This window comes from Methylophilus sp. Leaf414 (genome assembly GCF_001425425.1).
Lineage (GTDB): Bacteria > Pseudomonadota > Gammaproteobacteria > Burkholderiales > Methylophilaceae > Methylophilus.
Map to the genome: position 1 here is coordinate 360,839 of NZ_LMQQ01000004.1, position 26,787 is coordinate 387,625.

The window sequence follows — 26,787 nt, forward strand, 5'->3', positions numbered from 1 at the left end:
GAGTCGTTCGGCTGGTTAAGACTAATAGTTGGAATAAATTTGATGAAAAGAGTGCCGTAGCGCGGCTCAGCATTTTCATGAAATAGCGGTAATTGTTTTGTGTTTCAAAGCCGGCAGGCTCTGACGCAGGTTCTTAATATAATTGCGGTTGATGTTGGCAATTACAATCCCTGATCCACGTGGTAGTCTGTCCAGCACCACGCCCCAGGGGTCGACTATCATGCTGTTACCGTGGGTTTCACGGCCTGAAAGGTGGTAACCGCCCTGGGCAGAGGCGACCACATAGCAGATATTTTCAATGGCGCGGGCACGCACCAGCGTTTCCCAGTGGGCTTTGCCGGTGGTTTCTGTAAACGCTGATGGCAGAACAATCATATCGACTTCACCCATGGCGCGGAATAATTCAGGGAAGCGCAGGTCATAACAAATAGCCAAGCCTATGCGGCCAAAAGGCGTGTCAATCGCAACCACGCTATCGCCAGGCTCTATCGTGTTTTCTTCGTGGTAGTGCTCGGTACCCATGTCCAGGCCAAACAGGTGGATCTTGTCATAACGGGCAACCTGATCACCTTTTTCGCTATACACCAGGCAGCTGTTGCGGATTTTCTTTGGCTGATTGCTTTGCATGGGTACCGACCCGGCAACAATCCATATCTTGAAAGCTTTGGCAGTTTTACTCAGAAAGTGCTGGATAGGCCCGTCATTCTGTTTCTCGCTGATAGCCACTTTGTCTGTATCTTTCAGGCCCATGATGCAGAAGTATTCGGGCAACACCACCAGCCTTGCGCCTTGTTCGACGGCCATCTCAATCAATCGCTTGGCCTCTACCAGATTTGCGGCCACGCTAGGGCTGGATGCCATCTGGATGGCGGCAACCTTGATAATATCGTCTTTAGCTGCGGATTTCAGTTTTTTAGTTTTATTGTCTGCCATGGCATCTTTTCCGTTGGTACTAAATAAATTCAGAATTTAAGTCAGTTTGACATCACTGAGCATTTTTCAAGGGTTGAACAGGCGTCTTAGTCGGCGCTGTTTTATCAATTTCAACTTCTTGTGGATTATCCCAGGTTCCCGTAATCATATATTCACTGGCGCTGATTTTGTTGAGTGGGTCTTTCAGCAGTTTTTGCGCGACAAATGCTGCAACACCGACAATCGGACCCGCTGCCAATGCAGCCAGGGAGACGGAGTCAGTGATATGCGGAGTTACTTTGACTTTAAGACGCTGGGTTTCGGTTTTTAAATTGGTTTCACCTTTCAGTCTGGCTTCGGCAGCCGGTCCGGTCATAAACAAGTCGTCACTGCGCAAAATGCCATCGCGGATGTTGGCGGTAGAGGTGATCTTGTCAAACGCAAAGCCCTGGCTGAATAAATCACGGAAATCCAGCGTTAACCGGCGTGGCAAGCTTTGCAAGCTTAACAACCCAAGCAACCGGCCCACCCCTGGCTGCACTTTAAGGATTTGGCCTTTTTCAAGTTGCATGCTGAAATTACCATCCAGGCGCTCAACGGCAAATTGATGCGGGCTACCAGGCCAGCCAACTTGTCCGGCCATATTACCGGTGCCACCTTTGACCATTTCACCGCTAGGCTGGAAGCGTTGCAAGGTCTTGCCCAGGTTGTTTGAAGTCAAATTGAATTTAAGTGACGTTTGCGGGTTGCGTACGGAGTTACGCCAGGTGCCATCAGCGGTAAGCTGGCTATCAGGGCTATTAAGGTTCATTTTCTGGATTACCCAGTTTTCACCGCTGTTAAAGGCTTTGATATCCAGGCTGCCCAGCTGTTTGTCGCCAAACTGGAAATCCTGTGCTGAAATTTCCACTTCGGGATAGGTCATGTTCAGGCGACGCACCTCAGTGGTTGCCGAAGTTGTTTCATCTGTATCCATACTCCTCGGCACTTTTAAATAACTTAATTTTGCGATCAACTTGTTATTCGGTTTGACGGATATCCAGTCTACATCACCAGCCAGTTCCTGGCTCTGGATCGTCATTTTCAGCCGGTCCTGGTCAGGCGTGACATTCAGTTTGATCTGGTGCAAGTTGCGATCAAACACATGCAATGTACCGGCATTGAGTTCAATACGGTTTAGCGGGATATCTGGAGTTCGAGCAACGTCAGTGTTTGAACCAGAGCCCTGACTGGTGTAAGCCAGCCACTCATCGACATCCAGTTTCTCGAAATCCGCACGCAAGTTGATGCCATCGGTGGATGGCATACGCGGTGGCGTATTAACCGAAATTTCGCCAGCACTGATTTGCGACTCCGAGCCGCTGGTAGTACGCAAGAAGTTGGCATGCAACCAGTCGTTATAATGAATGGCAATTTTGTCAGGCTGGTTGTTTTCCTGACGTAAGCGGATGGTTAAATTGGCCGGTGTTTCAACCGTTTTTTTCATCGGCTCGGGTAAATCAACCGCCATGCCAATCAACTGCGAACGGATATCCAGGCGGACATTGTTAGGTGGTTGGATCAGGATATTACTTTTCCAGTCGGTGGTGCCATGTAAGGCTTTAGTCAGCAAGTTGGTATCCATTTTTTTGAGCGCAACATCGGTGATGCGCCCGCTGCCTTGGATAATCACTGACTTATCACTTTGAGTGTTCAGGCTGATGGTTGCCGGGTTGTCAAACATCGATAATTGTACAGCCTGCGCCTGCAGGCCTTTTTCAGTAAATTTCAGGTGGCCGTTGATGTTGTTCATCTCCGGTAATGTGATCTGAGCATTTGCCGCGATGCGACCATTTTTAATCGCATAATCCCCTTGAAACCGGCTGGCATCCACATCGTTCAAGGGGATTTGTAAGGCCAGTTTCAACTCGGCATCACCGTTGGCTTTCAGGTAGTCGGTAAAGCCCATCGTTACCTCTCGTACAGGGCTGGTGTTCACAAATTTAACCCCTTGCTCGACACTGCCAACTACTGTTGCCTTCACATTGAGCATGGGCCAATCAGCATCAAGTTGTGGAATTTCAACATGCGCCTGTGTGATGTGCTGGCCTACCGTAGTGCCGTTTTTCACCGAGATATCCATACGTTTGCCTTCAAACTTAAGCCAGGCATCTACGTTCTGGACCAAAGGCCAGCCAGTACCGTATTCCAGGCTGGCATGATCTACCTGGGCGGTGACTTTGAATATTCCCAGTGCGGGGTCTGCCTGGTGCGCTGCATTCACAAACGGAAAGTCTTTCATACGGCCTTTGATCAGTACTTCACCACGGCGGATTTGTCCGGAGAGAATCGAGGTATCCAGCCAATGCAGCGTAGATTCACCAAGAATAAGCGGGTAATAGAATGGCGCGTGTTTGGCATCACCACGCTCAATCTGGCTTTGCAATTGAATAGTGTCACCCCCGGCAGCACCGAGTTGATATTCCAGGTTGGTGCGAACGGCAATGTGCGGGTTTGAAAATTGCAGATTGTGAGTGCTGATTAATAGCTTCTTGCCGTTGTTGTCCCACTCGATGTTGCCCTGCAAACGGTCAATCGGTACCGGCCAACGTAGAATTTTTGCTAAGTCGATACTGGCATTCTGCGTGTCGAGGTCAATGCTGCCTGCATTCGGATGCAGCGATAATCGCCCTGACCAATTCTTCAGGCCCGGCAACTGTTCATAAGCTTTGGTATGCACGGCATTCAGGTTAGCTTCAACCGCATAGTCTTGCCATTTATCCTGCTGATAAAGCCAGCGTAGCTTGATTTGACCAGCATTAAAAGCAGGAGCGATTTGTTCAAGATAGTTAGCGGCTTCAGATTGCGAATCCAGCCATTTTGCAAATAACGCTCCCTGCTCAAGTGCGACTTTTTTCACGGTCAGCACGCCTTCATGACCATGGGCGTCCCATTGTAACTCGCCATTCGCATCATCAAGCTTCAGACCGGGCTGGATGTCGGCAGAAATGTGTTTCAGATAGATCATGTGGCGTTGCTCTACGCGCTGCCAGCGGAACTCACCACTCATGCTATCGGCCAGAAAAGTTTCTGTTGTATTGGGCGGGGTAACGGAAACTGACTTTAAATTGATTTGTGCGGCCATACGTTGCAGTTGCATCGCTTTAAAGGCCAGTGTCGAGGTCATGCTGCCTTGTCCTGTATGCACTTTTAACGGCAAGTCCAGCCAAGGGCTCCAGGCCGCCAAGTCGATTTGCGGCAAGCGCAGAGATATTTCGCCGTGCCATGCCTCAGGCTTTGTCACGTCATCACCGACCAGCACAGAATCCAGCGTAATACGTTGTTTAGTGCCGTTAGAAACCAGGCTATCCATATGCACCGTATGCCGGTTTAGCAGGCGCTGCCAGACTGGCGTCAGTATTTCTATATTCAGGTCTTCCAGCAGCAAAGGCGGTGCCTGGCGCTGTTCATCTACCCAGGTCACCGTAGCGTGGGTGATCTTGATACGCCTTTGTTCCAGCAACCAGTTGGAAAATGCCGGGTCGCCCTTGCCGGACATGGAAATCCCTGCCAGGAAAAGCTCCCCGTCGGCGGTGCGCCGGATAATCAGGTTAGGCGCATCAATGCGCAGGCTGATGAGTGAGGGTGACAACAGCACCAGGCTGCTCCAGGACAAGCGGGTGGTGATTCTTGAAAGTTCAAGGGCAGGGCGCTTTTGCGTGTCGAATATGGTGACATCTCCAAGCGATACCTGTGGCGCCAAGCCCCGCCAGCGAATGCCTATGTGCGCAATCGTGACTTCCTGCTTCATCGATTGGCTTAGTTTCTGCGCAATGCGATCTTTGTAATCATCAATATGGGGGAAAACATAAAACTGGATCACCGCGATCATGCCTGCCAGGACTACCAATATGACAATAAGCAGAGTGAGTAGCCAGCGTTTAATTTTTTGCAGGGGCATGAGCAGAGGCGGGTCTTGAATGCAGGGGTTTATCAACTGACTATTTTACTCGAAAACAGTTGCAGCACTGTAGCGGATGCTGGCGTAAAGGGAGAATTATGCAGTCTGATGCAGGCGAATCGTTTAAAATGCCGAATTTGCAGGGTTCCGGCCCGTCGCGGGATCAGTATTTTAAGGTTTAAGCGCGGTTGGGCAATTATCGCGCGTTAGTTCAGGGTCAGGTCAAGGAAATGAAAAGTCACACAATACGCATCAGGTTAAGTGAAAGTGGTCAGCAGTGATTCAGTTTAAGCAACTGACTTTTTCAAGAGCCGGCAAAGCACTGGTGGAAGATGCCAGTTTTCAATTGCATCCCGGCCATCGGGTTGGTTTAACAGGTGCCAATGGCGCTGGTAAATCTACTTTATTTGCGCTGCTTCGCGGTGAACTGGTCGCTGATGCAGGCGATTTGTTGATTCCTGCACATTGGGTGATCGCGCATGTTGCCCAGGAAACCCCTGCACTGTCACAATCCGCACTGGACTATGCGCTGGATGGTGATGAAGAATTGCGTACATTGCAGGCACATCTGGCAAAAGCACATTCTGCTGATGACCATGATAATGCTGATCCATTATTAGTCGCCGAATGGCATCAACGCCTTGCCGATATCGATGGTTACAGTGCTGAATCAAGAGCAAGCACTTTATTAGCCGGCCTAGGCTTTTCCCAAGCACAGTTATCACAGGCTGTGAGTGATTTCTCCGGTGGCTGGCGCATGCGCTTGAATCTGGCACGTGCCCTTATGTGCCGTTCTGATTTGCTGCTGCTGGATGAGCCCACCAATCACCTGGATATTGAGGCAGTGATTTGGCTGGAAAGCTGGCTTAATGCTTATCAGGGAACTTTGTTATTGATCTCGCATGATCGTGAATTTCTTGATAATACAGTCAACCATATTTTGCATATTGAGCAGCGCAGGTTGGATTTATACCATGGTGGCTACAGCGATTTTGAACGGCAACGGGCTGAAAAGCTGGCATTGCAGCAGGCCAGTTACCACAAGCAGCAACAACAGGTTGCGCACTTGCAAAAGTATATTGACCGTTTCCGCGCGCAAGCGACCAAGGCCAGACAGGCGCAAAGCCGTATAAAAGCACTTGAACGCATGGAGCGCATCAGTGCCGCGCATGTTGATTCGCCATTTAGCTTTGGTTTCAGGGAACTGGGGTCTGCACCTGACCCGTTGCTGGTTTTAAACCAAGCCAAACTGGGCTATAACGACAAAGTGCTGGTCAGTTTCGCACATCTGGCGATCCGCCCAGGTGAGCGCATAGGATTGTTAGGTAAAAACGGAGCCGGTAAATCGACGTTGATTAAAACGCTGGCACAGTCGGAGACTTTGTTGTCCGGTGAGCGCATTGAAGGCAAGGATTTGCGCATCGGTTATTTTGCCCAGCATCAGTTGGAGCAACTGGTTGCAACCAACTCGCCATTGCAACATTTGCAACGGCTGGACGCGACAGCGCGCGAACAGGAGTTGCTGGATTTTCTCGGCAGTTTTGATTTTCGCGGGGAAATGGCTAAAACCGCCTGCGGTCCGTTTTCAGGAGGGGAGAAATCCAGGCTGGCATTAGCCATGCTGATCTGGAAGCGGCCTAACCTGATTTTGCTGGATGAGCCCACCAATCACCTGGATATAGAAATGCGGCACGCATTATCGTTGGCACTGCAGGCGTATGAAGGCGGAATGGTGATGGTCTCTCATGATCGTACTTTGCTGGCAACCTGTTGCGAAAAGTTCTTGCTGGTGGCCGATGGCAAAGCGGAAGTATTTGATGGTGACCTCGAAGATTACAAGCAACACTTACAAACGCAAGGTCAAACATCCGTTGCCAGTGAGAGCCCATCTACTCCCAAGCAAAACAGTTATCATCAACAAAAAGCTGACCGCCAGGCCAGGCTGAACGAGCGGCGCCCTTTGGTTAAAGTGTTAGCCATTCTGGAAACACAATTAGCAAAGCTGGAAACTGAGAAAAATTTATTAGAAAGTCAGCTGGCTGATAGTGATATTTACAACGTTGATCAAAAAGCTACTTTACAAAAAGTGCTGATGGCGCAGGCAGAGAACAAAAAACAATTGGAAATAATAGAAGTCCAGTGGCTGGAGTGTCAGGAAAAACTCGAAGCGTTACCTGAGTAATTCATGATTCACCGTAAAGAGATTACTAGAAGAAAGATCAAACATGGAAATGACCTACACCGAGCGTGTGAAATTATTGCATCAGTTATGCCAGGTAGAAACCAGGCAGGCGACAGGGCGTTCAGAAGACGAAGCCAGGGCTGCATTTGCGAATGCAGATGTTGAACAAGCAACTTATTATATTGCCAGTTTCGTTACTTTCAGGGCTATTCAAGCCGCCGAGCGGCACCCCGGTGAAGAGTTACAAAGCGACTTTGAAATGTTGGGTGTCTACCAATGTTTTGCCTTGATGGTATATGCGTTTCTGTTTATGCCACTGATACAGGAGGATCATCAGCCGGATTATGATGAAGCTCAAGTGGTGATCGGTAGTACTTTATTTGAAGGAATTGCACCGGAGTTGCTGGCTGAAATTATTGAGTCCGGTTTTCACAAATTCAAATTGATTGCAGAAGCTGATGCTGAACACTGGCTGGAATATCGGGAAAATCTTGATAAAGTCACCATTAGTTATATAGTTGCCGCCACCGATGATGAAAGTCCGCATGACGCTGCCGAAGTGTTGCCATTGTTTGGGCAACTCCTTAGTCAATTATGCGAAGCTTTCAGTGCAATTTAAATATATTGATCTAAATTACTTACATGTATAATTTAATATTGTTAACAATTTTGACATACTTTGAAAACTTTAGTAAATTTATTGCTTAACGCATGTTAATCAATATGTTTCTTCGATAAGATCCCACGGTTTAGGTCCTAGCCTTCAATTAATCAGTAAGAGGATAAAATGAGCAAACTGCTGTTGATTGACGATGATGTCGAATTAGCTAACATGCTGAAGGAGTTTCTGACGCAAGAAGGTTTTGGCGTCACCACTGCCCACGATGGATTAACCGGTGAGCAATATGTGCTGGCTGGCAAATTTGAGCTGGTGATTCTTGACGTCATGATGCCAGGTCAAGATGGTATGCAAACTTTAAAAAATATCAGACAGCATTCAGATATTCCTGTACTGATGCTGACGGCAAAAGATGATAACGAAGGCCGTATCGAAGGTCTTGAAGGCGGCGCTGACGACTATGTGCAAAAGCCCTGTCTGCCGCGTGAGCTAGTTGCCCGTATTCGTGCCATTCTGCGTCGCCAGAATAGCGATGGCCCTAAAGGTAACGATATCGTGGTGGGACAATTAATTGTTTCCGGCGAGCGCAGAAAAGTATTTTGGGGCGACCAGCCGATTGTATTTACCAGCACCGAATTCAGTTTGATCGAGATTCTTGCCAAACATGCCGGTACTATCGTCAGCAAAGAAGATTTATCTATAAAAGCTTTAGGCCGCTCATTGGTTAAATATGACCGTAGCATTGATGTACACTTGAGCAGTATCCGTCAAAAAATCTCAGAAGCTTCAGGTGGCGTAAACGTGATCCAGACTATTTATCGCGTCGGATACCAGTTAGTCCGGGACTAATTATTAAGACTTGATAGCGGGGGCTATGGGGCGCCTTTTCTGGAAGCTGTTTGCAGCGTTATTTCTGGCTTTGATCTCAACCGTCATTACGGTAGGGAACATAGTGCAGTGGGAACTGCACCAGAAACATCCGCACATGCAGAAAGTGCCCTCGCAATCATGGTCAGCTGCAAATCGTTCTACACCTGCGCCTAGCTCTCAAAACCAGACCGGTTACGTCCACTCTTCCAATGAGCTCAATTATGTTGAGCTGTTATTAAATTTCCCTTTTTCCGCGCTGGTTTTTTGTTTAATCACCAGTGCCATTTTTGCCGGCATACTGGCCTGGTCAATTTCTCACCCGATTAAACTGCTGCTTGAACATTTGAAGACTGCCGCTGATGGCAATCTCCTCATTCGCGTCAGCCCTAAAATCAAGGTGAGCCATGATGAGTTTGCCGAGCTAGGTGCTGCGTTTGATTTGATGGCCTTGCGTTTGAACAGCATGATCAAAAGCCAATCCAATATGCTACATCATGTATCGCATGAACTGCGTTCGCCACTGGCGCGCATTCAAATGGCCGTTGGACTGGTGATGCAAAACCCCAAGAAAATGCAAAGCTCATTGCAACGTGTAGAACTTGAGGCGGTGCGGATGGAAAAGATGATTGCCGAATTGCTGGAGATTTTTCGCCTGGAATCCGGCATGCAAAAACTGCAAAAAACTGATCTCGATTTAAAGGGATTGCTTGCTGGAATTGTGGGGGATGTGCAGTTTGAAAAGCAGGATGCGCGTATTCACCTGGATATGCCTGACAAAGTGATTTTGATAAATGGCCAACTGGAGTTATTGCAGCGTGCGATTGAAAATGTGGTCCGCAACGCAGTGAAATATGGCCCTGCATTGGGTAAGGTTGCGATTGAGTTACAGCGTAGCGAGCGTACCGGCGAAGTCATTATTGAAGTGCAGGATCAAGGCAATGGCGTGGAGCAGCAAGAGCTTGAGCAGATTTTCAAGCCATTTATCCGCGGGCGCAGTGCTTCACAAATTGATGGTCATGGTATTGGCCTGGCGATGACCAAACACATTGTCGAAGCCCATGGCGGTTATGTGAAAGCCTCGAACTTATCCCCGATTGGTTTTATGGTGCGCATACATTTGCCATTGGCCAACAAGTCTTCTGCTGGCTGAATTCACACGTATTCACCTGCAACAATGTTAAAATAAGCGGTTTTAAAGATCACTCAGGCGAAAAGCCGGATAACTATGACAGTACAACCATCCAATCAATCTTCAACAGCAACAAATGAAGTGGCCATTGACGAAAACCATGTCATCGCAGAACGCAGGGAAAAATTGCGCCTGATGCGCGAACAGGCAGCAGCTACCCAGTCAGCAGTTTTCCCAAATGATTTCAGGCCTAAACATAAAGCAGCTGATTTGCAAGCCAAGTATGGCGAAGTCGATAAAGAGACGCTGGACCCACAGGAGATTCCGGCAGTAGTTGCTGGCCGGATGATGTTGAAACGAGTGATGGGCAAAGCCAGTTTTGCGACGATTCAAGATAGCAGCGCCAGGATTCAGTTGTATATAGCGCGCGATGAGATCGGCGAAGAGCTTTACGAAAGCTTTAAACACTGGGACATGGGTGATTTTCTGGGCGCTCGAGGCCGGCTGTTTAAAACCCGTACCGGTGAATTATCCCTGCATGTGACCGAATTACGCCTGTTGACCAAATCCTTGCGTCCGTTACCAGAAAAATTCCATGGATTGCAAGATCAGGAAACCAAATATCGTCAGCGTTATGTAGACCTAATCACCTCTGAAGAAACCCGCGAAACTTTTAAAGCACGTTCAAAAGTGGTGAATGCGATTCGCCAGTTTATGAATGAAAATGAGTTCCTCGAAGTAGAAACGCCCATGCTGCATCCAATCCCCGGCGGTGCTTCAGCCAAGCCATTTATTACCCACCATAATGCGCTGGATATGCAGATGTTTATGCGTATTGCGCCTGAGCTTTATCTGAAGCGATTGATTGTCGGCGGTTTTGAACGTGTGTTCGAGATTAACCGTAATTTCCGTAATGAAGGTTTAAGTGTTCGCCATAACCCAGAATTTACCATGATGGAATTTTATGCGGCTTACACTGATTATCATTGGTTGATGGATTTTACCGAGCAATGTATTCGCGCTGCCGCACTGGCCGCACGCGGTACCGCAGTGCTGAGTTATGCGGATAAAGAGGTAGATTTGAGCAAACCGTTTGAGCGCCTGACGATTATCGGTGCCATCCAGAAATATGCGCCGCAATACACACTCGAGCAGTTAAATGATGCAGACTTCCTGCGTAAGGAATTGCTCAAGCTGGGTGTGAAAGCGTTTGACCACGCGGGCTTAGGCTCACTGCAATTATCCCTGTTTGAAGAAACGGCCGAGAGTCAGCTGTGGCAACCTACTTATATTATTGATTACCCGGTTGAAGTGTCCCCATTGGCGCGTGCTTCAGATAAGCAGCCTGAAATCACTGAACGCTTTGAGCTATTTATCACTGGTCGTGAAATGGCCAACGGCTTTAGTGAGCTGAATGACGCTGAAGACCAGGCAGCACGTTTCCAGGCGCAAGTGAAAGCCAAAGAAGCAGGTGACCAGGAGGCAATGTATTACGATGCCGATTTTATTCGTGCACTTGAATACGGCATGCCTCCAACTGGCGGCTGTGGTATCGGAATTGATCGTTTGGTCATGTTGATCACAGATAGCCAAAGTATACGAGATGTTATCCTGTTCCCGCACATGCGTGCTGAACAATAGTTTAAACACCGAAAAAGCCACCGTAGGGTGGCTTTTTTTATGCCTATAAACGGACTAGTTATTCTTTAGTACCAAGACATATGGTTGTCATCAAATTGTCATATTACCTGTTCAAAATACGCCCCGTTGTTTCAATAAATATATTCTAAACAGGGAAAAAATATGAATTCAAAATTGCATCGCATCGTGTTGGCCACGGTGGCGGGCAGTATGCTTGCCGGATTATCATTTTCTGCTATAGCTGACTCAACTGTCGATCTGGTTCAAGCATTGGTTTCCAAAGGCGTGCTGACTGAAGAAGAAGGTGCCTTGTTAACCAAAGGTCGTAGCACTGAGGTCGAAGTCCAAAAGAAAAAAGAAAGCAAAAGCTGGACTAGCCGCGTAAACTTGCGTGGTTATGTACAGGTACGGAATACCACGATGCTGGGCGGTGATGATGGTATTAACTTATGGTCCGACCGTTCTGTCGGCGATGACAAATCCTTAGGCGATGCGGATAAAAACTTTCTGATTCGTCGTGCACGTTTGATTATTTTTGGTGACTATGGGGATCATTTGAGTTATTACATCCAGCCAGATTTTGCGAGTACAGCTGGTACAGGTAACAACAATTTTGCGCAGCTGCGTGATGCTTATGGTGATGTGTATATTGATAAAACACGTGTGCATCGCGTTCGTGTGGGTCAATCCAAAGTTCCATATGGCTTTGAGAACCTGCAATCTAGCTCCAACCGTTTAGCATTGGATCGTAATGATGCGTTAAACAGTGCGGTACGTGATGAACGTGATTTGGGTGCTTTCTACTACTACACGCCTACAGACATTCAAGCGTTGTTTGAAGACATCAACAAGCAAGGTTTGAAACACTCAGGTAACTACGGTATGTTCGCGTTGGGTCTTTACAACGGTCAAGGGGCGAACCGACCAGAGCAAAACGATAATTACCATGTGGTTTCCCGTTTTACTTACCCATGGAAAACAGAAAGCGGTCAGATTTACGAGGCCGGTATCCAGGCCTACCGTGGCGAATATGTTTCATCAGTAAATACTTATAGTCGCCGTAACGCTGCTGGAGCTCTCGTGGCAGCTACTCCAACATTAGGTACTGGTACACCGTCGTCAGGTAGAAACGGTATTGAAGATGAACGTGTAGGTATCAGCTTTATTATGTATCCTCAACCTTTTGGTATTCAGGCCGAATGGAACTGGGGTAACACACCAGGTCTAGATATCGCCAAAAACGTGATTGAGAAGAAAAGCCTGAACGGTGGTTATGTACAGGCGATGTACAAGATCGATAACTTTCAATTCTTGAGTACAAATGGTACTTTGATACCATTCATCAAATGGCAATATTTCGATGGTTACAACAAGGCAGAAACTAACTCTCCAGAAAATCATGTGAATGACTGGGAGGTTGGTGTTGAATGGCAATTGGCACCAGAGGTTGAAATTGCGATGGTGTATCACCGTATGAACCGCACTAATCTAGTAACTGGCAGCCGTGTAGCTTCTGCTGCAAACACAGCAAGCAATTTGCAGCCAAGAGAAGATTACGAAAACTTCAAGGCAGAAGCGTTGCGCGTACAACTGCAATACAACTTCTAATAATCAAATAATAAGTTCTTAATTGAATCCCGCCACTTGGCGGGATTTTTTTATTTCATATATAACAAATTAGAATATAAAAATAATAAATAATTATTTTTTAAAATATGCGTATTCTGAAATAATCCCGCTCATTCATTAACACTACAAGCGAGAAACGCAATGTCGTCAACACTGACCAAGCCGGAGATAGATTATGACGAAGCTGTGCTGGCTGCTGTGAATGCAGCCATTGTTGCTGTGCAGCGTGATACCGGTTATGGCTCTATTGAGGTTACAGTACATGACGGACGTGTGACTCAAATTGAACGGCGCGAAAAAGTACGTTTCGAATCAAGTAAACCGAAAAGGTAATGATTGTTTTTATGGCTCTGACCAGACGGCTGGAAGCTTTATTCACTAGGGAGATTTAAATGCAGTTCAAAAAAATAACGCTCGCAATGGCAGCGACCGGGCTATGGTGGGCAAGTGGTGTCGTCGGGGTTTCGCAAGCATACGCAGCGGAAGAGACCACTGAAGCTCAGGTTGAAGATGCTGAGCAGAAGAAAAAAATAGAGGCGCGTCTGGCCGAGATCAAGGCTGAAGAAAAGGCCGCTGCCAAAGCTGCCAACGGCTTTTACGTTGAGCGCCGAAGCTACGGTACACAAAAAGAAACTGAGCCGCCACGCTATGTAAGACAGCTAAATAAAACTTGGTTAAAAGAGTATGACACGTTTGCAGATGTCGATTGGCTCGATATAGGTCTGGAATATCGTGCTCGTTATGAACACCGTGATAACGATTTCCGTAGATCTCAACAAAATATTGATGACCCTTTGTTATTACGCACACGAGCTTATTTAGGGCTGAAGAATATTCTGGACCCATTCCGTTTTGCTGTAGAGGTTCAAGATTCTCGTCGCAATCATGGAGATTATCCTAGAGCCTATGATACTCGGGATGTTAATCAAGCCGATTTTTTACAGGCTTATTTAGAGCTTTACTATAAAGATACTATCTTTGGTAAAGACGACTTAGGCAATAGCCGTCCATTTTGGATTCGTGGTGGACGACTTGCTTGGGAAAGTCTGGACCGCCGCCTAATAGCACGAAATGAATGGCGTAACACTACCAATACTTTTCAAGGTATACGTGCAAACATCGGTGAAAAGAAAAATGATTGGCAATTAGAAGTTTTTGGGGTGCAGCCCGTACAGCGATTCACAAAAAGATTAGATGAGGTAGATCATTCTCAGAACTTTTATGGTGTTATAGGTGATTGGCGTCGTTGGTCTGAATATGTAACGCTACAACCTTATTATTTCTTATTGAAACAGGATGGCAGCAAAGTCGAATATGATTCAAACGGTCTGCCAGCAGCATTGAATACTCAAATTAGTCGTGAAATTCACACCGGTGGATTGCGGGCTTACGGTGTAATTCCTGGCACACAATGGGACTATGATGCCAGCTATGTAAAACAGTGGGGACATCAAGATCAAAAAAATGCTACAGGACGTGTAACTGCAGAGTTGGACCATGATGCCTATGCTTACAATGCAGAAATTGGTTATAGCCCTGCGCACCCTTGGAAACCAAGATTTAGTGCGTCTTACGGTGTTGCGTCTGGTGATAAAAATCCAAATGATGGAAAGAATGAACGATTTGAGCGTTTATTTGGATTTGCCCGTCCATGGTCTAACGACGACTACATTCAAATGGAGAATATTCGCACACCAAAAATACGTGTTGAATTTGATCCCAAAGTGCCTTACCTTGAAAATGTAAAGGTAGATACCGGTTTCAGTTGGTATCGTCTGGATAGTGCTACTGACCGTTGGCAAGCGGGTGCCAATTTGCGCGACACGACAGGTAATTCTGGTAAAGACCTTGGTAAAGAATTTGACTTGCGAGTGCGCTTTCCGCTCAATCAGTATGCTGGTCTTAATATTGGATATGCTTATTTCTGGGCCGGTGATTTTGTAAAAGACAGGTCCAGACTTGTTGCAGGTCAATCAGATCGCGATGGTAATTCAAAATTTTTCTACACAGAATTAACCCTTTATGGCTTCTAACAGAGGATAAATATGAAATTCCACCAAACAATTAGAAAGGCATTATTGATCGCCGCTCTCGCCTCGCCGTTCGCGGCCTGGGCAGCGGATGTTAACCTGCTGAATGTGTCATACGATCCGACTCGCGAGTTGTATCAGGACTATAACGTAGCGTTTGCCAATTACTGGAAAGCCAAAACCGGTGACAATGTGATCATCAAGCAGTCACATGGCGGTTCCGGCAAGCAGGCACGTTCTGTAATTGATGGCTTGCAGGCAGATGTGGTGACGTTGGCTTTGTCTTATGACATCGATGAAGTCGGCAGCAAAGGCAAGCTTTTTGGTCCAGACTGGCAAAAGCGTTTGCCGCACAACAGCTCGCCTTACACGTCTACAATTGTTTTCCTGGTGCGTAAAGGTAACCCGAAAAATATCAAGGATTGGGGTGATTTGGTTAAACCTGGCACTTCAGTGATTACGCCCAACCCTAAAACTTCAGGCGGCGCGCGCTGGAATTACCTGGCTGCTTATGCTTACGCACTCAAGCAAAATAACCAAGATGAAACCAAAGCCAAAGACTACCTGAAAAAACTGTTTAAAAATGTGCCGGTGCTGGATAGTGGCGCACGTGGATCCACAACTACTTTTGTAGAGCGCGGTATTGGTGATGTGTTGCTGGCCTGGGAAAACGAAGCGTTTCTTGCACAGAAAGAATTGGGGCCAGACAAGTTTGATATTGTGGTGCCTTCGTTATCTATTCTGGCCGAACCGCCAGTGACTGTGGTGGATAAGAATGTAAAGCGCCACAATACCCAGGCAGTTGCTGAGGCTTATCTACAGTATTTATACAGTGAAGAAGGTCAGGAAATTGCAGCGAAAAACTATTACCGTCCAACGCTGGAATCCGTTGCCAAGAAGTATGAAAAACAGTTTCCAAAGGTCAATTTGATCAAGATTGATGAAACGTTTGGCGGCTGGCAGAAAGCGCAAAAAACACATTTTGCCGATGGCGGCGTGTTTGATGAGGTTTACCAAAAATAAGCTGTGATTCTAGAAAAAGGCATTTACCCAATGCCTTTTTCTTTTTCTCTTATAAGGAGAGTGTTATGTCAAAAGCATTAGTCATTGGTGGTGACCGTATTGAAGGGATTAAACAGGTATTGCACGCGCAAGGGATCGACAAAATTGATCACTGGACTGGCCGTAAACCCGGCGATGTAAAGCGTGAATTGCCTGCCAATGTAAACGTGATTGTACTGGTGACAGGATGGTTAAATCACTCCATGATGTATCGTATCAAGCATGTTGCAAACAAACGTGGATTGAAAGTTGTGTACACGCGGAATAGTGCAGATGGCATGCAGCGTGTGCTTGAAGCGGCATAACTAGAAGTTGTTTGGTATCAAATATATATTGTTTACATTTTTATATTTAATTTAGTCTAAATTTATCCTCCTTATTAACCGATAAACACTTAGAGTTTTGAGGTTAAATGGCATAGCTCATCAGCATTCTGTGCAAAATGCACAGAATGGCGATAATGAGTTCATAAGGGTAAATAATGAGTCAAACCGGGATTGGCGGCAAAACAGCGCCACTCAACGAAAATGCTACGCAGCGCCAGTTTATGCGCCATCGTCTTGTACGCAAAGTACAGGATAATACGCATTTTTTGGCCATGACCAGCATGGTTTGTGGCCTGTTAGGCTTTCCCCATTATTTGCTGGATGTCGACAACAATGTCTGGCTGGCACAGCTACTCACTTATCTCACTTTCATACTGGTGAGCTACAACCTGCTACTGGAAAATGGCCGCACTAATCTGGCAATGCTGACCATGTCCTTGGTGACAATCAGTTTGTTCGTCGTCCAGCTTTCGCCGTATGCGGCAGATTTTAATGACACTGCACACGTGCTGAGAATGACCAGTGATATGCAGGCGCATCATTTCTCACAAGTGCTTGAATATGCGGCCGGAGCTTTGCTGGCCTGCCTGATTGCCACTTCTTACTTATTCCAGCGTTCCGGGTGGTTAGCCACCAGCCAGGCGATTTTATACGTGGCAGTGATGATTCCATTGATTCCGCTGTTAGGTTTTTTCTGCGGCGTTGCGCAACCATACGGCATCATGTCGCCACTGACTACCTTGAGTGGCTTGTTGTGCGCTTTCAGTTTACTTGCCAAGCATGCCTCTCACCCACCCATGAGCTATCTGCTGCTAATGGACGATAACGGCAAACAGATACGCTTCAGCATTGTGTTTCTGAGTTTTTTTGCCATTTTGCTGGCCAGGGCCGGGGTGGAGTTTGGTGACAATATGCTACGCGCGCTTCCGGTCGTGGTGGTGGTGTCGATTCTGGCAATTATTTACACCATGACGGCTACTTACTACCGCAAAGGGCAAACCAGTGAACAGATTGTGTTGCCCGCCGCCGATATGGACTTTGCCAGCCAGGTTGAGACCGCGCTGGATAACCAGCAGTTTTTTATGGTGTATCAACCGCAAATCGATTTCAATACCGGAAAACTGAAAGGCGTAGAAGCATTGATCCGCTGGCAGCATCCAGTGAAAGGGATTATCTCGCCAGAAAAATTCATACGCATGGCTGAACTGACCGGGCTCATTGTGCCATTAGGCAAATGGGTGATGCGTACCGCTTGTACAGATGCAGCCAAATGGAATGATGACCCGGTGCTCGGTAAAATTGAAGTGGCTGTGAATGTCTCAGCGCTACAACTGAAATCCGGCACGCTGGTTGAAGATATCTTGCAGATACTGGAAGAAACGGGCCTGGCACCTGAGCGTTTGGTCGTTGAGCTGACTGAAAGCGCATTCGTACAAGATGATGGCCAAAATGCCAGCACCATGCACCAATTGAAAGAGGCGGGAATCAAGCTGGCCATTGATGATTTTGGTACTGGTTACTCTTGCCTGTCTTACCTGCGTGATATTCCTGGCGACTATCTTAAAGTAGACCGTTCATTTGTAATGGAGCTGCCTGGGAATGAAAAAGCAGAAGCGGTGATCAAGGCGATTGTCAGCCTGGGCAAAAGCCTGGGCTACCGGATTATTGCCGAAGGCGTTGAAACAGAAGCGCAAGCCAGGTTTCTTAAAGATATCGATAGCGATATTGCCCAAGGCTTTCTTTATTCAAGACCGCTGGAGGCAGAAGCTTTGCAACATTGGGCGATAGAAAATCTACCGGCTCAAACCCCTCAATAGTGATATCTCATAAACCGATTGATTCTCATTTTTTTATATGAACTGAGGTCTATAGGTGAACCATTTTATTGATAAAAATTAAATTTTATAGATATCAATCATATGAAAAGGAATATAAATCTGGTGTTACTCCGTCAGTAACTCTTTTTCCTGAGCGCCTATAGTGTAAAAAACCACCGTTCAAACGGGGATAATAATAGTCAGGGTTAAGGGGGCATCATATGTCAGTTTCCAGTGTCGACTGGTTAGCTGTGAATGTTCAAGAGTGCGCAACGCAACGCCAGTATATGCGGCATCGTTTTTTGCGCAGCGTACAAAAGCAGGCACCATGGCTGGCGATTGCCAGCATCATTGCAGTATTCCTGACATTCCCTTTTATTACCTTTCCTGATGAATATGGCTTATGTATCGCGTTAAGCCTCGGTTATATTATTTTTATCATAGTGAGTCTGCGTACCATGCTGGAAACATGGCGTGAAACCCGATTCAGCAAGATAGTCACCACTTCAGTAATACTTTTATTCCTTTCTGAAATATTCCTGGTCATCGGCGATCATCGTCATATCGATGTGGAGATTGCCAATACTACTTTCGCCACTGTCTTGAATAATGACCAGTTGCTGACCGATTTATTAATGGCTTTCTTGGTCTTGCTCGCCTCTATTCTCTGCCATATACAATGGAGCAAATGCAGCCAGGCGCTGCTGTGTGTGGTCATTATGCTGCCGGTGAATGGCTGGCTGGCTTACTTGTATGGTATCCCGGATGCTTATGGTCAACTTTCAATGCTGGCCAGTCTGGGTGGCTTGTTGTGTGCAGCGGCAATGCTCGCCAAGCAGATCTCGAATACTTCGATGAGCTATTTGTTACTGCTGGATGATTCAGGCAGGCATCTTCGCTGGATAGTATGCATTTTATTTCTATGTGCCATCACGATTGGTGGCATGGGCGTATTTTTCAAGCATGATCCGCGTGTCACGCCAATCCTTGTGACGTTGGCGCTGATTTCAATTGTCAGCATCATGACCATCACTTACTACCGCAAAGGTGTGGTCCATGAGCAGGTTTTGCCGCCAGAAGACCTGGCTTTTGCTAGCGAGCTCGAGGCAGCGATTGCCCACGAGGAGTTTTATCTGGTTTATCAACCACAAATTGATTTCAATAGTGGCAAGCTGGTCGGCGTGGAAGCGTTGATCCGCTGGCAACATCCGCAACACGGGGTAGTCCCGCCTAATAAATTTATTGGTGTGGCGGAGTTGACCGGTTTGATCGTCCCCATGGGCGCCTGGGTGCTCAAAGCCGCCTGCCAGCAGGTTGCCGGATGGAAAGACCAAGAACTAGCAAATGCCAAGGTTTCCGTAAATGTGTCGCCCATGCAGCTGAATGCAGAAGGCTTTACCGATTATGTGGTGCAGGTATTGCGTGAAACCGGGCTGGTAGCGGAACGCCTGGTGATCGAGCTCACCGAAAGTGCATTCGTGCATTCAGAGTGCAAGAGCATGGAAAACCTGCAGGCACTCAAGCGTGTTGGCGTCAAACTGGCAATTGATGATTTCGGGACCGGATATTCCTGCCTGGCCTATCTGCGGGATATTCCGGGTGATTACCTGAAAGTAGATCGCTCCTTTGTCAACGATGTTCCCGGCAAAGAGCGCTCGGAGGCAGTCACTAGTGCAATCGTCGTGCTAGGAAAAAACCTGCATTACCAGATAGTAGCCGAAGGTGTGGAAACAGAAGCGCAGGCCGAATATCTAAAAGGCCTGGGCTGTGATTTCGTGCAGGGATTTTTATATGCCAAGCCGATGACAGCACGTGCGCTTCAAGAGTGGGTGCAAGTACGGGCTAGCGCAAAGTAGCTTTTAAGATTGGTACGATTTGGGATCAGCCGCTGTCACGGGATCAGGCGAGTCGTATTTGCGATGCTGCAGCTTTGACCTGACCAATTCAATATGGGCGCGTAACTCATACGCGTACTGAGAAAATGGCACAGGTAACTGAACATTTATTACCTTCAGCTCAATCTCGTTCAACTTCTCTAGAAATAATCGCTGGTCTTCAGAGGTTTTGATTTCCTTGAGTTGCGTATCCAAATAGCGCAACTCGCCGTAATAGCGAAATAATTTTCGCTTTACAAGCCAGACATAAATCATCGGAATGATTTTAGTCAATGGGATTAATAGTGCCAGCAAGGGCAAAATTACGATCAAAGTACGATTCACAAATGTAGCAGCCCAGAATGGCAAATATTTATCGATGAATGGCAAGCCGGATTTATAGAAATTCAAGGCCTGGGTACTCAATGGGAAATCAGTATCCTTGGCCGATGGAAACTCATCCTTGGTATTAAACAAACCGGCGCCGCTATGCACTTGCCGGATAACCTTCATCATCAGATACACCAGCGCCGGATGCATGTTTTCCTTCACTACTAAAGTTGCTGTTGGCGCCACCATATGCACATCATGCGGTGGCGTATTGTTAACCAGGTCCATCGCACCTTCGGGCAGCACCAGGTGATGCAGGAACGAGAATTTTCGTGAAAACGCTTCCGCAGTGTCCATGCTAAGTAGACTCAGTCGTTTATCTTCGATCATGCTGCGAATCACATAGGAGGTTGGCACATCTACGAAGAATGCAGCTTCCAGTTTGCCATTACGCAAGGCTTCTGCGGCTTCTTCGCCACCTGTTTCGATCAACTGGCTGTTTTCTGCGGTGACACCGCTTTCAGCTAACAGAGTGCTTACCAAAGTATTGGTGCCATTGCCGGTGTAACCAATGGCAATTTTTTTACCTTTGAGTGCGGAGAGATGCGTGGTTTCCAATTTGCAACGACAGAAAATCCACACCGGTTGGTAATACAAACTACCCAGTGAGAGCAAAGTACCAGCACCCTCGGCATGTGCTTCCCCATCCTGGATAAATGCGATGTCCACATCAGATTCCGGGTCTTTCAGCAGACGCAGATTTTCTTTATCACCAGACGTTGATCTGGTTTCTAAGGTAATGCCTTCCTGTTTAAGGAATACGCCATAAATGGCCGCAAAAGCATTGTAATTGAGGTCGTTATTACCGGTGGCAATCACGATTTTGCGCGGTGGGGCAGGATCTATAAATTTGTAGGCAACAAACAGGGCCAGGCAGATCAGTATGATCGAGGGCAGCATGGCTCCAAGTATTTCACCGGTGAAGATAGCCGTAAATTTGTTATTACGTGGGTCAAATTTCATCTGGAATGGTAGTTCATCTTAAAAACGGATGAATTATTTTGTTGTCAGGATGAACTTGATTTTACAGAGGCTGGGACAGAATGTCACAACAGAAGAGGGAAGTGACATGGAAAGAAAAAATGCAACCAGGAAACCTGGCTGCATTCTTAATCAGGGCTGACGCGCTGAAAGGCGTTGTAATACGATAATCATGCGATCAATTTCTTCATAGGTGTTGTAAAACGCCACTGAAGGACGCACGGTCGTTTCTACGCCAAAGCGACGCAGAATCGGTTGCGCGCAATGATGACCGGAACGCACGGCAATGCCTTCCTCGTTCAGTGCAGCTCCTACTTCTTCGCTCTGGTAGCCTCTAAGTGCAAAAGACAATACGCTGGCTTTGTTTTTAGCCGTACCAATCAAACGCAAATGCCGGATATCGCACATGGCACCAGTCGCATACTCCAGTAAAGCATGCTCATAATTGGCAATATTTTCTATACCAATCCGCTCCACATATTTCAGCGCTGCGCCCAGTCCAACAGCATCTGCAATATTGCCGGTACCTGCTTCAAACTTGGCTGGCGCCGCATGATAGACGGTTTTTTCAAACGTCACGTCTTGAATCATGTTGCCACCGCCTTGCCAGGCTGGCATGTCTTGTAGTGCATCGGCTTTGCCATAAACCACACCGATACCGGTAGGCCCAAATATCTTGTGACCGGAGAACACGAAAAAATCTGCATCCAGGGCTTGTATATCGATACGCATATGCGAGATCGACTGCGCGCCATCCAGCAAAACCTTGGCACCAGCACGATGCGCCATCGCAATCATTTCCTGTGCTGGCGTCACTGTGCCCAGCGCGTTAGATACTTGCGTAAACGATACCAGTTTGGTCTTCGGTGTCAGTAGTCTTTGGTACTCTTCAAGCAGAATCTGACCGCTGTCGTCGACAGGAATCACTTTCAAAACCGCACCGGTTTCCTGACACAACTGCTGCCAAGGCACGATATTGGCGTGGTGCTCAAGGTTGGAAACGACGATTTCATCGCCTGCGGCTATGTGTTTTTTGCCCCAGGTTTTGGCGACCAGGTTAATACCTTCAGTCGTGCCACGCACAAAAATCACCTGATTCACCGATGGTGCATTGATAAAGCGACGCACGGTTTCGCGGGCATCTTCATATGCATCAGTCGCACGTGCGGCCAATTCATGTGCAGCACGGTGAATGTTGGAGTTTTCATGCTGATAGAAGTAGCTGACTCTATCAATGACTACCTGTGGTTTTTGCGTAGTTGCCGCATTATCAAACCAGACTAACGGCCTGCCATTGACTTTCTCATTCAGGATGGGAAAGTCACGGCGAACGCTCAGCACATCAAATGCCGGATGCGCAGAAGCAGGTAAACTTTCATTAATCGAGGGCTGCTCAGCTTGCAGGAAGTAGAATGACTGGCTGTTGGATGATGCTTTAGCGGGTGGTACATTGCCCGGCGTTCCTAGACCTTGGGTTCCTTGAGTGTGAGTACCATGGTTACGACTTCCATGATTCAAAGCTCCGTGACTTGGATTTCCGAACCCTGAATGTCCAAAACCTGGCACTTGGGTTTGTGGTGTCGGATTCGATGGGTTTGACTGCCCCAGCCAACGATTCAATTCCTGTTGATAAGGAATTTCAATGCCCAAGCTCGCAAACTGTCCTGGTACGAGATAGTCCGGATCAGTATGGAGTACGTCAACATGGTTAGGGTCACTAGCCAATGTTTCAACACCCGGCGCATGCGTTAACTGCTGTGCTTGTGCTTCCATAATGGCAGGTTGAAAAGTGGATTGCACATAACTGGGTGAAGAAACACCGCCGGTGGCATGCCCTAAGTGAGTAGTCAATGAGTCAGTCGCCGGTATGGCTGCCTGTGGCGGCTTGGGTGTGCTCAGCGATTGGGCAAAGTCTGCCGCATGAAAAGGCGCTGTCGCCGGAAAACCTTCGGCATATAACTCATTGGCCAGGCGGTTGAGTGTGTCTACATCCAATCCGCCAGTTTGCTCAAGTTGTCTGCCCACACCTAGCGCAGCTGCCATTTTTGGATGTTCGCCCGGAAGTGAACCCAAAATGGCTTCCGGCTCGAAGCTAGCCAAATCCAGTACCTGATGAGTGTTTGGATTACTTGTAGTCATAATAGTGGTCAACTCCGACATCTTCCAGCACGGCAATCGCATCTTCAGTTAACACTGCCAGTGAGCAGTAGAGTGAAACCAGATAAGAGGCAATCGCTTTGTGGTTAATGCCCATGAAGCGCACAGACAAGCCCATGTTTTGTTGACCAGGTAAATTCGGTTGATACAAGCCAATCACACCTTGTTTGCTTTCGCCTACGCGTAACAACAGGATTTTTGATTTGCCATTCGCGATAGGCAATTTGTCACTTGGGATTAGTGGAATACCGCGCCAAGTGATGAATTGTGAACCGAACAGGGATACTGTTGGTGGAGGCACACCACGGCGGGTACATTCGCGGCCAAATGCGGCAATCGCTTTCGGGTGAGCCAGGAAGAATGCTGGTTCTTTCCAGACTTTGCTCAGCAACTCGTCTAGGTCGTCAGGTGTAGGGTAGCCATTACGTGTTTTCACGATTTGTGATTTGGCTACGTTATTCAGTAAACCGTATTCTTTGTTATTGATCAGTTCGCTTTCCTGACGCTCTTTCACAACTTCAATCGTCAGGCGCAACTGCTCTTTAATCTGGTTATGCGGACTGCTGTACAGGTCAGAAACGCGTGTATGTACATCCACCACGGTGTTCACCGCATTCAGCACATATTCACGACCCCACTCTTCGTAATCAACGAAGGTAGCAGGCAGCTCTTTTTCGTCCTTATTAGAGCAGTCAACGGTAATAGCCGCTGGATCTTTCGCCTTGTTAACGCGGTAAATACCTGCTTCTACCGGTACCCAGTTCAGTAAATGCACCAGCCAGCGTGGGCTGATAGTACTGAGCATAGGTACCGATTTGGTTGCATTGGCAAGCGTCCGTGCGGCGACATCGCCTAATGCGGTCTGAGATGGCTGTTGTGACATATGTTCTCCTTATTCGTATGAATTCAAATGGCTATAAAACAAAAAAATCAAGCAGCGGCCGAAATGGGCTTAGCATCCGAATGTGCTTGTGTAACATGGCTGTTGGCTGGCACGTTGCGGGTCACCCACACGTTACCGCCAATGACGGAATGTTTTCCTATGGTAATGCGGCCTAGAATCGTGGCACCGGCATATACCACCACATAATCCTCTAAAATAGGGTGGCGTTCGAATTTCTTCACAAGGTGGCCATTGGCATCTTTAGGGAAGTTTTTGGCTCCCAATGTAACGGCCTGGTACAAGCGCACATGGTTACCAATGATGGCAGTCTCTCCGATCACAACACCTGTGCCATGATCTATAAAGAAGTGATCGCCGATATGCGCACCGGGGTGTATATCTATCCCGGTCTGTGAATGCGCAATTTCTGTCATCAAGCGCGCAATGATGGTTAACCCCAAGCCATGTAATACATGGGCAATGCGATAGTGAATCAGCGCCAGAATGCCAGGGTAGCTGACCAGGATTTCATCGACACTATCTGCGGCGGGGTCCCCTTGATAAGCGGCCTCGAGGTCGGTATCAAGTTGTATGCGGATACGCGGCAGATGCTCGGAAAACTGCCCGGTCAGGGTATGCGCTTGTGAATGGAACTGATTGGCCACTTCACTGGGCGCTTTAAATGCCAGTTCAAGGCGGATCTGGTGCTGTAGTTCGCGCAGGGCTTTATCCAGGGTGGTGCCAACGTAAAAGTTAATCGCATTCGCCTGGATATCAGGTTCACCAAGACGGTTGGGGAATAAAGCCGCTGCTAGCCACTCCACGCATTGCCCCAAGGCTTTACGCGAGGGCAACTTGGGCGGTTGCGATAAGCGCTGCCGCTGTTGCAAAGCACTTTCCCTTATGTTGGCCAGTTCTTGCACGATATGCTCAATCGCAATCTCTTGCATGGTAAATTGTCCTGTCAGTATTGCATTCGCTGATTAAAAAAAGAAAAGCCAGATGCACTTTGTGTGTGCATCTGGCCTCTAGTCATCTAGTCAGCTTTTTGTATGCGCACACTATAAAATAAAGTTTTGTAACTGACCAGAGTTAAAGTTAAATAATTTTTAATTATTTACTTATTCTATTTGGTTATTAGTTAAGAAGTTTTAAAAAATCAGTCTTCGCCTATTGGAGTAAATCTATTCAAGCTATTAAACTACTCCTTCAAATCAAGGTTTGCAATGAAATCTATATGAAATAAATAAGGCAATTTAATATACTTAATAAGTATAAACATATTATTTTTTATTCTTTTTAAAAATATGTATACCTCTGTATAGTGCAGCCCATTCATCTTAAGGAGTTATGTATGTCGTCTATTTTGCGCAGTGTCTTGCTGGTTGCATTATTCAGCAGTGTGTCATTGCAAGCTGCCGAATTGTTAAACGCTTCTTATGATGTGACCAGGGAGTTTTATAAAGACTTTAACCCGGCGTTTATTCAATATTGGAAAGAAAAAACAGGCGAGACTATCACCATCAACCAATCACACGGAGGCTCTACAAAACAGGCGCGCTCGGTAGTGGATGGTTTGCCAGCTGATGTGATTACGATGAACCGTAGCGCGGATATTGATATCCTGGCGCAAAAAGGCAAATTGATTCCTGCCAACTGGCAAACACGTTTACCAAACAACAGCGTGCCTAGCGCTTCGCCAACTGTGTTTCTGGTACGTAAGGGCAATCCTAAACGTATTAAAGACTGGGATGATTTGATTCGTCCCGGTGTGGCATCTGTGATCCCCAACCCGAAAACTTCCGGTAATGGTAAATATAGTTACCTGGCTGCCTGGGGATATATCACGCAAAAAGGCGGTGATGCGGCCAAAGCCCGCCAGTTCGTCACCGAATTGTTCAAACACGTGCCGGTGCTGGATACCGGTGGTCGTGGCGCCACCACAACCTTCGCACAACGCGAAATCGGTGATGTACTGGTGACATTTGAGAATGAAGTGTATCTGCTGCAAAAAGAACTTGGCGAAGACAAATATGAAGTTGTTTATCCTTCAGTCACCGTGCTGGCGGAAAACCCGGTAGCCGTGGTAGACAAAGTGGTCGATAAAAAAGGCACACGCAAGCAGGCACAAGCCTATCTTGAATTCCATTTCTCGCAGCAAGGCCAGGCCATCGCCGCGAAACATTATTTGCGTCCGCAAATCAGTGAAGCATCCCAGCCAGCGTTTAAAAAGATTCATACCTTTACTGTGAAAGAGGTATTTGGTAGTTGGACTGATGCCGAAAATACACACTTCAGTGATGGTGGCATCTTTGACCAGATTTACCAGAAATAAACGTTTCAAC

The 26,787-nt window shown here is 47.1% G+C and carries 19 protein-coding genes; 13 read left to right on the forward strand and 6 right to left on the reverse strand.

Annotated elements, in window-relative coordinates; translation table 11 throughout:
• Positions 1-75 precede the first annotated feature (75 nt).
• Both ASG24_RS10650 and ASG24_RS10655 read right to left on the reverse strand, forming a co-directional pair.
• Positions 76-933 (reverse strand): carbon-nitrogen hydrolase family protein, encoded by an 858-nt coding sequence (locus tag ASG24_RS10650; RefSeq protein ID WP_055871221.1) that lies wholly within the window; start codon positions 931-933, stop codon positions 76-78.
• 52 nt (positions 934-985) lie between these two features.
• Positions 986-4,852 carry a YhdP family protein gene (locus ASG24_RS10655; protein WP_055871222.1) on the reverse strand — a complete coding sequence of 1,289 codons (3,867 nt, stop codon included), beginning with the start codon at positions 4,850-4,852 and terminating at the stop codon, positions 986-988.
• A 277-nt stretch (positions 4,853-5,129) separates the two neighbouring features.
• Between ASG24_RS10655 and ASG24_RS10660 the strand changes: the two genes are divergently transcribed.
• The 12 genes from ASG24_RS10660 (at position 5,130) to ASG24_RS10715 (ending at position 20,013) form a co-directional block, all read left to right on the forward strand.
• Positions 5,130-7,034: an ATP-binding cassette domain-containing protein gene (locus ASG24_RS10660; protein ID WP_055871225.1), complete on the forward strand. Its 1,905-nt coding sequence runs from the start codon at positions 5,130-5,132 to the stop codon at positions 7,032-7,034.
• Between the two features lie 43 nt (positions 7,035-7,077).
• Positions 7,078-7,653, forward strand: a complete 576-nt coding sequence (locus ASG24_RS10665; protein WP_055871227.1) for a hypothetical protein — start codon at positions 7,078-7,080, stop codon at positions 7,651-7,653.
• 168 nt (positions 7,654-7,821) lie between these two features.
• Positions 7,822-8,502, forward strand: a complete 681-nt coding sequence (locus tag ASG24_RS10670) for a response regulator transcription factor (RefSeq protein WP_055829398.1) — start codon at positions 7,822-7,824, stop codon at positions 8,500-8,502.
• Between the two features lie 103 nt (positions 8,503-8,605).
• Positions 8,606-9,673 (forward strand): sensor histidine kinase KdpD, encoded by a 1,068-nt coding sequence (locus tag ASG24_RS10675; protein WP_235562398.1) that lies wholly within the window; start codon positions 8,606-8,608, stop codon positions 9,671-9,673.
• 75 nt (positions 9,674-9,748) lie between these two features.
• Positions 9,749-11,293 (forward strand): lysine--tRNA ligase, encoded by a 1,545-nt coding sequence (gene lysS, locus ASG24_RS10680; protein WP_055871234.1) that lies wholly within the window; start codon positions 9,749-9,751, stop codon positions 11,291-11,293.
• 162 nt (positions 11,294-11,455) lie between these two features.
• A complete protein-coding gene (locus tag ASG24_RS10685) occupies positions 11,456-12,901 on the forward strand; it encodes a porin (RefSeq protein WP_055871236.1) in 1,446 nt (481 codons plus the stop codon).
• A 162-nt stretch (positions 12,902-13,063) separates the two neighbouring features.
• Positions 13,064-13,255: a YezD family protein gene (locus ASG24_RS10690; protein ID WP_055829385.1), complete on the forward strand. Its 192-nt coding sequence runs from the start codon at positions 13,064-13,066 to the stop codon at positions 13,253-13,255.
• Between the two features lie 59 nt (positions 13,256-13,314).
• Positions 13,315-14,955, forward strand: coding sequence for an alginate export family protein (locus ASG24_RS10695; RefSeq protein ID WP_055871237.1), 1,641 nt, complete (start codon positions 13,315-13,317; stop codon positions 14,953-14,955).
• 12 nt (positions 14,956-14,967) lie between these two features.
• A complete protein-coding gene (locus ASG24_RS10700; RefSeq protein WP_055871238.1) occupies positions 14,968-15,975 on the forward strand; it encodes a sulfate ABC transporter substrate-binding protein in 1,008 nt (335 codons plus the stop codon).
• Between the two features lie 65 nt (positions 15,976-16,040).
• Positions 16,041-16,319: a DUF2325 domain-containing protein gene (locus tag ASG24_RS10705; protein ID WP_055871239.1), complete on the forward strand. Its 279-nt coding sequence runs from the start codon at positions 16,041-16,043 to the stop codon at positions 16,317-16,319.
• 176 nt (positions 16,320-16,495) lie between these two features.
• Positions 16,496-18,157, forward strand: coding sequence for a bifunctional diguanylate cyclase/phosphodiesterase (locus tag ASG24_RS10710; RefSeq protein ID WP_055871240.1), 1,662 nt, complete (start codon positions 16,496-16,498; stop codon positions 18,155-18,157).
• Between the two features lie 221 nt (positions 18,158-18,378).
• Positions 18,379-20,013, forward strand: a complete 1,635-nt coding sequence (locus ASG24_RS10715; protein ID WP_235562399.1) for a bifunctional diguanylate cyclase/phosphodiesterase — start codon at positions 18,379-18,381, stop codon at positions 20,011-20,013.
• Positions 20,014-20,016: 3 nt separating this feature from the next.
• On the opposite strand, the gene ASG24_RS10720 is transcribed toward ASG24_RS10715, so the two are convergent.
• The 4 genes from ASG24_RS10720 to epsC form a co-directional block, all read right to left on the reverse strand.
• Complete coding sequence (locus tag ASG24_RS10720; protein WP_055871241.1) at positions 20,017-21,384, reverse strand: TAXI family TRAP transporter solute-binding subunit; 1,368 nt, start codon at positions 21,382-21,384, stop codon at positions 20,017-20,019.
• A gap of 150 nt (positions 21,385-21,534) precedes the next feature.
• A complete protein-coding gene (locus ASG24_RS10725; protein WP_055871244.1) occupies positions 21,535-23,541 on the reverse strand; it encodes a family 2A encapsulin nanocompartment cargo protein cysteine desulfurase in 2,007 nt (668 codons plus the stop codon).
• Positions 23,528-24,442: a family 2A encapsulin nanocompartment shell protein gene (locus tag ASG24_RS10730; protein WP_055829363.1), complete on the reverse strand. Its 915-nt coding sequence runs from the start codon at positions 24,440-24,442 to the stop codon at positions 23,528-23,530. The genes ASG24_RS10725 and ASG24_RS10730 overlap by 14 nt, the downstream gene beginning before the upstream one ends.
• 47 nt (positions 24,443-24,489) lie before the next feature.
• Complete coding sequence (gene epsC / locus ASG24_RS10735) at positions 24,490-25,392, reverse strand: serine O-acetyltransferase EpsC (protein WP_055871247.1); 903 nt, start codon at positions 25,390-25,392, stop codon at positions 24,490-24,492.
• A 404-nt stretch (positions 25,393-25,796) separates the two neighbouring features.
• On the opposite strand from epsC, the gene ASG24_RS10740 reads away from it, so the two are divergent.
• Complete coding sequence (locus tag ASG24_RS10740) at positions 25,797-26,777, forward strand: sulfate ABC transporter substrate-binding protein (protein WP_055871248.1); 981 nt, start codon at positions 25,797-25,799, stop codon at positions 26,775-26,777.
• Positions 26,778-26,787 lie beyond the last annotated feature (10 nt).

Coding starts and splice junctions, on each gene's coding strand:
- ASG24_RS10650 (WP_055871221.1), bottom strand. CDS start 933: ATGGCAGACAATAAAACTAAAAAACTGAAATCCGCAGCTAAAGACGAT.
- ASG24_RS10655 (WP_055871222.1), bottom strand. CDS start 4,852: ATGCCCCTGCAAAAAATTAAACGCTGGCTACTCACTCTGCTTATTGTC.
- ASG24_RS10665 (WP_055871227.1), top strand. CDS start 7,078: ATGGAAATGACCTACACCGAGCGTGTGAAATTATTGCATCAGTTATGC.
- ASG24_RS10670 (WP_055829398.1), top strand. CDS start 7,822: ATGAGCAAACTGCTGTTGATTGACGATGATGTCGAATTAGCTAACATG.
- lysS (WP_055871234.1), top strand. CDS start 9,749: ATGACAGTACAACCATCCAATCAATCTTCAACAGCAACAAATGAAGTG.
- ASG24_RS10685 (WP_055871236.1), top strand. CDS start 11,456: ATGAATTCAAAATTGCATCGCATCGTGTTGGCCACGGTGGCGGGCAGT.
- ASG24_RS10690 (WP_055829385.1), top strand. CDS start 13,064: ATGTCGTCAACACTGACCAAGCCGGAGATAGATTATGACGAAGCTGTG.
- ASG24_RS10695 (WP_055871237.1), top strand. CDS start 13,315: ATGCAGTTCAAAAAAATAACGCTCGCAATGGCAGCGACCGGGCTATGG.
- ASG24_RS10700 (WP_055871238.1), top strand. CDS start 14,968: ATGAAATTCCACCAAACAATTAGAAAGGCATTATTGATCGCCGCTCTC.
- ASG24_RS10705 (WP_055871239.1), top strand. CDS start 16,041: ATGTCAAAAGCATTAGTCATTGGTGGTGACCGTATTGAAGGGATTAAA.
- ASG24_RS10710 (WP_055871240.1), top strand. CDS start 16,496: ATGAGTCAAACCGGGATTGGCGGCAAAACAGCGCCACTCAACGAAAAT.
- ASG24_RS10715 (WP_235562399.1), top strand. CDS start 18,379: ATGTCAGTTTCCAGTGTCGACTGGTTAGCTGTGAATGTTCAAGAGTGC.
- ASG24_RS10720 (WP_055871241.1), bottom strand. CDS start 21,384: ATGAAATTTGACCCACGTAATAACAAATTTACGGCTATCTTCACCGGT.
- ASG24_RS10725 (WP_055871244.1), bottom strand. CDS start 23,541: ATGACTACAAGTAATCCAAACACTCATCAGGTACTGGATTTGGCTAGC.
- ASG24_RS10730 (WP_055829363.1), bottom strand. CDS start 24,442: ATGTCACAACAGCCATCTCAGACCGCATTAGGCGATGTCGCCGCACGG.
- epsC (WP_055871247.1), bottom strand. CDS start 25,392: ATGCAAGAGATTGCGATTGAGCATATCGTGCAAGAACTGGCCAACATA.
- ASG24_RS10740 (WP_055871248.1), top strand. CDS start 25,797: ATGTCGTCTATTTTGCGCAGTGTCTTGCTGGTTGCATTATTCAGCAGT.